Source organism: Lysobacter sp. Soil_N_51 (assembly GCF_057655755.1).
In genome coordinates, this window is record NZ_JBDGLR010000022.1 from 1 (window position 1) to 6,889 (window position 6,889).

Below are 6,889 nucleotides of genomic sequence, written 5' to 3' on the forward strand. Positions count from 1 at the left end.
CTTCCGCCACTAAAGCGGCGGGTCACTTTCTTTTGTCTAAAGCAACAAAAGAAAGGTAACCAAAGAAAAATGCTTTTGTTGTGAGTCAAGTGCCCGCAAGTGCGGCGCAGACGCGGGCACGCGTCACACGGGACATCCATGTCCCGGTGGCGCGCGACGCGCATCCATGCGCGTCGCCCTTCGGGTGTGCTTTTGCTAACGCGAGTTACAAGCCTCGCAGCGCTGGATGAACTGCGCGACTTCAAGCGCAAGCCGAAGGTGCATGGCCTACCTGTAGGAGCGGCGCAAGCCGCGACCGCGAAAACGCAACTACGGCGCGGGTAACGACGTATTCGAGATGGCGCGGTCGCGGCTTACGCCGCTCCTACAAGGGCTGCGACGCCGCCACGTCGCTTCGTGCGTCATCGACGGCGCACGACGACCATCCACGCGCGTCGCCATCCGACTACAACGCCCGATGCACCGCCTCCCCGAACAACGCCGTGTGATGACTGCAATCGTTGAGCCGCACGACTTCGAGATGATCCACATCATCACCCTCGAGCAGATTCAACGTCGTCGGCGCCTGCCGAAACGTCCACAGCTTCGACAGCGGAATCCCCAACACGCGACACAACAGCACTCGGTTGACCGCATCGTGCGCGACCACCAGCAAGGTGTCGTCGTCGCGCAGGCCCTCGCAGGCGCGCGCGAACGCCGGCCAGGCGCGGTCGAGCACGTGCACGATCGATTCGCCGCCGGGCATCAACACCTCATGCGGCGTGTCGCGCCAGGCGCGCAGACGGTCGCCGTCGCGTTCGCGGATTTCGCTGGCGAGCAGGCCCTCCCAGGTGCCATGGGCGATTTCCATCAGGCCCGGGTCGAGCTTGAGCATCGACGCGCGTTCCTCGCCGAGCGCGAGTTGCGCGGTGTAGCGCGCACGCGACAGCGGCGAGGCCACCGCGCGGGTGATCGACACTTCGCGCAGGCGCGCGCCGAGCGCGCGCGCCTGGGTTTCGCCGACCGGCGACAACGCGATGTCTTCCTGGCCCTGGTAGCGACCTTCGGCATTCCACGGGGTTTCGCCGTGGCGGGCTAGCAAGATGCGCATGCTTACACCTGCGCCAGCGAAAGGATGCCGGGAGTCGCGCGCAAGGCGGCGAGTTGTTCGTCGTTGACCGGACGATCGACCGTGATCGCCGCGCGCGCCTGGCCGTCGCCGGCCGCGCCGAGGGCGAAATTCACGATGTTGACGCCGGCCGCACCGAGGGTCGAACCGACCACGCCGATCATGCCGGGACGGTCTTCGTTGCGCAGCAGCAGCACGTGCGCCTGCGGATCGAATTCGATTTCCACGCCGTCCAGACGCACCACGCGCGGACCACGGTGCAAGGTCGCTTCGATCTCGCGGGTGCGGTTCTCGCCGACCACGCGCAACTTGAGCAGACGATCGAAACCGTCGCCATCGCCGCCGAGGGTTTCCGACACCACCAGGCCGCGCGCGGCCGCTTCCTGCAACGCGTTCACCGGCGTGACCCGGCCCGACGCGGTGCCCAGCAACGCAGCGACCAACAAGCGCGACAGCGGCCGCGTATCCAACGCTTCGGTGCGGCCGGCGTAGGTGATTTCCAGGCGCGTAGGCGCCGGCACCAGGCGCGCGGCGAGGCGGCCGAGCGAGGACATCAGCGGCATCCACGGGCCGACTTCGCGCGCGGCTTCGGCGGTCAGCGGTGGCAGGTTGACGCAGCCGGCGACCGCTCCGGTGGCGACGAAATCGATGATCTGGCGGGCCAGAATCGTGCTGACCGCCTGCTGCGCTTCGCTGGTCGACGCGCCCAGGTGCGGGGTCAGGATCAGTTTCGGATTCGCGCGCAGCGCCGAATCGGCCGGCAGCGGTTCGGTGACGAAGGTATCGAGCGCGGCGCCGGCGATATGGCCTTCTTCGATCAGCGTCAGCAACGCGGCTTCATCGACCAGACCGCCGCGCGCGGCGTTGATCAAGTACGCGCCCTTCTTCATCGTGCGCATGCTGGTTTCCGACAGCAGGTTGGTGGTTTCCTTGGTGCGCGGGATATGCAGCGTCACCACGTCGGCCCAGGCCAGCAATTCGTCGAGCGTCTTCAGCGGCACGCTGCCCTTGCCGGCGGCCGAAGCGGGCAGGAAGGGATCGTGCGCAGCGACTTCCATGCCGATGCCCTGCGCCTTGCGCGCGACCGTGCCGCCGATGCGGCCCAGGCCGATCACGCCGAGGCGTTTGCCTTCGAGTTCGAACCCGGTGAGCCCGGCCTTCGGCCATTCACCGGCCTTCATGCCGGCGTCGGCGCGCGGGATGTGACGGGCCAGCGCGAACAGCAACGAGATCGCGTGTTCGGCCGCGGCCAGGGTGTTGCCGTCGGGCGCGTTCATCACCGCGATGCCGCGCTCGGTCGCGGCGTCCACGTCGATGGTGTCGACGCCGGCGCCGGCGCGGCCAATCACCCGCAACTGGCCGGCATCGGCCAGGGCTTCGGCCGGGACCTTGGTCGCCGAACGCACCAGGATCGCGTCCACGCCCTTGAGCGCGGCGGCCAGCGCGGCGGGTTCCTTGATCGGATCGGACACGACGACATCCCAGCCCGCATCGCGGAACAGGGCCAGACCGTCTTCATGAATGCCATCGCAGGCCAGTACTTTCATCGCAAGCTCCAAGTCGTGAGGGACAGACGGGAGACACTGCGAGCCGGCACTACGGGTAGATAGATCGCTTCTGGTTCGGATTACAGCCCTGAACAGGGACGAATCCGCCGAAAGCGGCGCCGCGTGGAAGCGGCATCTGACACGGGTCGGGAGACGGGGCCGGCTGGCATGGGAATCCGCGACTGCCCGCGCAGCCTACGGTAGCGGGCGCTTGCTTTGCAAGGGCCCGCGGGAATGGGGAATCGGGAATGGGGAATCGGTTCAAAGCAAAAGCGGCAGACGAAGCCTTCGCATAAGTCGGCATACCGTGGTCGCCCGCTTGAACCGATTCCCGATTCCCGTCTTCACGCCTCCCACTTCCCGAAACCAACCCGACCCCCATCACAAAGCTACACAAAGGTGTTACTTGTCACGTTGAGTAATCGCGAACTGCGTCCTAGCTTCGACGCGCCGGCGTCTGCCGGCACACGAAGAGAGAACCTCATCATGCGCAAGAAACTCGCTCTGGCACTCGGCTTCGCGGCGCTCGCCGCGGTCGGCGCCGCGGTCGCCGCGATCGGCCCCACCGGTCCGGGCCAGATCTTCACCTACTACGACGCCAACGGCACGGTGATCGGCCAGTCCTCGATCCATTGCGACGGCACGCCTGAATTCTGGGGCCGCACGTCAAAAATCTACGGCGAGGGTTACTACATCTGCGATCCGGAGCCGTGATCGTCGCGGATCGGCAAGCGCGCCCACCTGAGTGAGCGCGGCGTTCGTCGATCCGATCGTGCAGTTGCTCGAACGGCGCATGCGGCAGCGTGCGATCGCCGGACCGATCCATCCGCGTCGTCCGTCCGCGCAGTCACCGTCGGCAACGCGTTATCCGCTGTATCGATCCAGCGATCGGCGCATGGCACGGCCCGCCTGACGTGAGCGACGTCAATCGCGAATCGCGCCGCACCTTCGAGGGATCCGCAACCGTCCGCGCGGCGATTCGCGTCGCTACGGACGTCCGTCCTTCGCTTCGCCACACCAGGAGTTCGTCATGCGTAAATCCCTTGCCCTCGGCTTCGGCCTCGCCGCCGCCCTCGTCGCCACCGTCGCCCTCGCCCGCCCGCCGGGTCCGGACGAAATCGGCGAGTTCTATTTCTACTACGACGCCAACGGCAACGAAGTCGGCCACGCTCAGCTGAGTTGCTCGGGCGTGTACACCGAGTCGGGCGTGCGCACCGCCAACTACAGCGCCGGCCATATGATCTGCCCGCCGCCGCGCGATTGATGCGGTGTTCGGCGCGGCGTCATGCGCCTATGCAATAAGCGACGGGCCGGCATTGCCGGCCCGTTGTTTGTTGGTTCGTGAATTCGGCAATTCCCTGGGAATCGCCGAGGTCTTTTGTGGGAGGGGCTTCAGCCCTGATGCTTTTCGATCAGCCGTGGTGTGTTTCACATACCCGGAGCGAAGGGCGTCGGGGCTGAAGCCCCTCCCACAAAAGACCTCTCGGCCAGCGTGGGCCTTCATGCTGCTAGATCAGCATGAAGCCTCACTTACAAGACCGCTCGACTCGCACCAGCGCGCGAAGCTCAGAAGCTCAGGCAATTTTTTTCGCGACACCGAAGCAATCATTTCCCCGACGCCGGCACGCCCATCTCGGCCAACAAGCGCGGCGCCGGAAACACTTCCTGCAAGATCCAGCGCATGTAGCGCTGATCGACCGAGATCGTCCGGGTCAACGCTGGATCGAACAGCCAGCTCGCGCTCACCGATTCCCAGTTGCTGTCGAACACCAGGCCCACCAGCTTGCCCTGCGCATCGAGCACCGGCGAGCCGGAATTGCCACCGCTGATGTCCAGGTCCGAGAGGAAATTCACCGGCACCGACTCCAATCGCTTGTCCACCAGCGCGCCGCCGTAGCGCTTGGCCGACACCGCATTGAGCAGCGCCGGCGGCGCGTTGAACGGCGCGGCGCCGCTGTTGCGCGCGACGATTTCCTCCACCCGCGTGAACGGCAATTGCCGCGCGCCGTTGTCCTTGGTGTAAGGGGTGACCGTGCCGTAACCGACCCGCAGCGAGCCGTTGGCGTCGGGGTACGCGACCTGCCCCACGCTCTTGCGGTAATCGGCCAGCGCCTTGAGATACACCGGCCGCACCGCCAGGGTTTCGCCGGCGCGGCTGCGGATTTCCTGCTCCATCTGCAACACGGTCGGCATCACCGCGACCGCGAAGCCGATCGCGCCGTCCTTCGCCCCGTCCTTGCCTTGCTCGAACGCGAGGCGATCGGCGCGCAGCCAGTTGGTGCGTTGATCGGGATTGTTCAAGCGCGACTTGGCGATGCGGTCGAGCGCGCGCTTGATGTATTTGTCGTCGTCGCCTTCCAGCCAACGGTCCAGCGCCTCGACCCGATGCTCCTTCGGCAGCTTGATGTATTCGCGCAGCCAATAGTTCTGCAATTGCCGGTCCATGCGCGGATCCGAGCGCCGGTCCATCTGCCGCAGCTGATTTTCGAACGCGGTCTGATCGCGCTGGCGATAGCCGTTTTCGCGCAGGCTGTCGGGCTTGGCGCGTTCGATCGCCGAACGGTACAACTGCATCGCGGTCGCCAACGCGCCGGTCGCGTACAACTGGCCGATCACCAGGTCGCGATCGCGCTGCGCGCGCGCCTGCTGACCCAGTTCGACCAGACGCGCGTGCGCCGACACCGCGGCGCTGCCGGCCGCGCCCTTCTTGCCCAGCCATTCGAGCAAGGCGGTTTCTTCGTCGCGCTTGATCTGCGCGGTGTTGGCGCGGCGGAAGCTGTCGACCTGGCCTTCGTAGCTCTTGGCCGCGCCCTGCCAGCCGCGCAAGGTGCCGGCGTACTTGCTGGCGATCTCGGGATTCTTGCGGCCTTCGGCCTCGATCAGCGCCGCCAGCTTGCGGTAATGCGCGGCGACGGTCGGATAGGTCCAGTCGGCGTTGGCCTGGAAGTCATCGGCCATCGCGTAGCGGTTGGTCAGCGCCGGAAAACCCGCGAGCATCACGAAATCGCCGGCGCCCAGCGGCTTGTCGGCGATCTTGAGCCAGCGCTTGGGTTGATACGGCACATTGTCGATCGCGTACGCCGCCGGCTTGCCGTCCTTGCCGACGTAGGCGCGGTAGAAGGCGAAATCGCCGCTGTGGCGCGGCCACATCCAATTGTCGTTGTCGCCGCCGAAGTTGCCGATGCTGTCGGGCGGCGAGTACACCAGGCGCAGGTCGCGAATCTCGATGCTGCGCTGCAGTTGATAGCTGTTGCCACCGGAAAAACTGTACAGACGGCAGCCGTATCCGGGGGTTTTCTCGCAGTCGGCGACCAGTTGTTTTTCCAGCGCGTCGAGCGCTTCGATGCGCGCGAGCGGGTCGCTGGCGGCGGTCAATGCGGACTGCACCTTCGCGGTCACGTCCTGGACCGAGTCGAGCACGTAGATGCGTGCGTTCGGCCCGGCCGACACTTCTTCGTTGTTGGTGCCGGTCTTGAAGCCGTCGCGCAGCAGATTGCGTTGCGGGGTGGAATTGAGATTGATCGCGCCGAGCGCGCAGTGCTGGTTGGTCAGCAACAATCCCTTGGGCGAGACGAAGCTCGCGGTACAGCCGCCCAGCGGCACCACCGCGCCGAGCGGATCGCCCTTGGGATCGGCCCATTGCCCGAGTTGCTTGGGAGTGGCGCGCAGGCCGGCTTGCTTGAGTTGCGAGGCGAGCTCGGGCAATTGCGGCGGCGTCCATAGCCCTTCGACCGCTTGCGCGGCATCGACCCAGACCGTGCCGCACACCAACGTCCCTGTCATGGCCATCGCTCTGGCCAGCGCCGTATATCGCATCAAAAACGTCCTGGGTCCGCGGGAGGTCGAGTCTAGCCCGGGGAAAACTGTGAACGCCATGGCGGAAGCGGCATACGACCGGATCGGCATGCGAATGGCGCGCGAAGTTTTAGCTTGCGCTCAGTTTTGCTTGGAATTTTGAGGGCAACGCTAAAATTTCGTTAGCGCTTGGGGCAAAAGCGAATCCCCCCTGCCCCCCTTGCAAGGGGGGAAAAGCATCGGCTTGATGCGGTGACGTGATTTGTTGTCGATCCGTAGTTGCTACCGCAGCGCCACTGCTTGCCCCCTTTGCAAAAGGGGGCCGCGCCCGCGCAACCCTCCGCGGCCGAAACAACCATCGCGGGGATTCGCTTTGGGGCTGTCCTAGATAAGGATTCGATCTAGGATGAGAAATGACTCTAAGTCGTTGTCGGATAAG

General features: G+C 65.5%; 5 protein-coding genes. 2 read left to right on the forward strand and 3 right to left on the reverse strand.

All coding sequences use genetic code 11. The features are described 5' to 3' along the window. Positions 1 to 445 precede the first annotated feature (445 nt). Both AC3A4T_RS24460 and serA read right to left on the reverse strand, forming a co-directional pair. A complete protein-coding gene (locus tag AC3A4T_RS24460) occupies positions 446 to 1,090 on the reverse strand; it encodes a histidine phosphatase family protein (RefSeq protein WP_487677753.1) in 645 nt (214 codons plus the stop codon). Positions 1,091 to 1,092: 2 nt separating this feature from the next. Continuing rightward, positions 1,093 to 2,655, reverse strand: coding sequence for a phosphoglycerate dehydrogenase (gene serA, locus AC3A4T_RS24465; protein WP_036115259.1), 1,563 nt, complete (start codon positions 2,653 to 2,655; stop codon positions 1,093 to 1,095). Between the two features lie 486 nt (positions 2,656 to 3,141). Between serA and AC3A4T_RS24470 the strand changes: the two genes are divergently transcribed. Then, positions 3,142 to 3,369, forward strand: coding sequence for a DUF6289 family protein (locus AC3A4T_RS24470; protein WP_487677754.1), 228 nt, complete (start codon positions 3,142 to 3,144; stop codon positions 3,367 to 3,369). Positions 3,370 to 3,685: 316 nt separating this feature from the next. Next, positions 3,686 to 3,919: a DUF6289 family protein gene (locus tag AC3A4T_RS24475; RefSeq protein ID WP_487677755.1), complete on the forward strand. Its 234-nt coding sequence runs from the start codon at positions 3,686 to 3,688 to the stop codon at positions 3,917 to 3,919. Between the two features lie 341 nt (positions 3,920 to 4,260). Here AC3A4T_RS24475 and AC3A4T_RS24480 read toward each other — a convergent pair whose 3' ends face one another. Further along, on the reverse strand, positions 4,261 to 6,438 hold the full coding sequence (locus AC3A4T_RS24480) for a S46 family peptidase (RefSeq protein WP_487677756.1): 2,178 nt from the start codon (positions 6,436 to 6,438) through the stop codon (positions 4,261 to 4,263). Positions 6,439 to 6,889 lie beyond the last annotated feature (451 nt).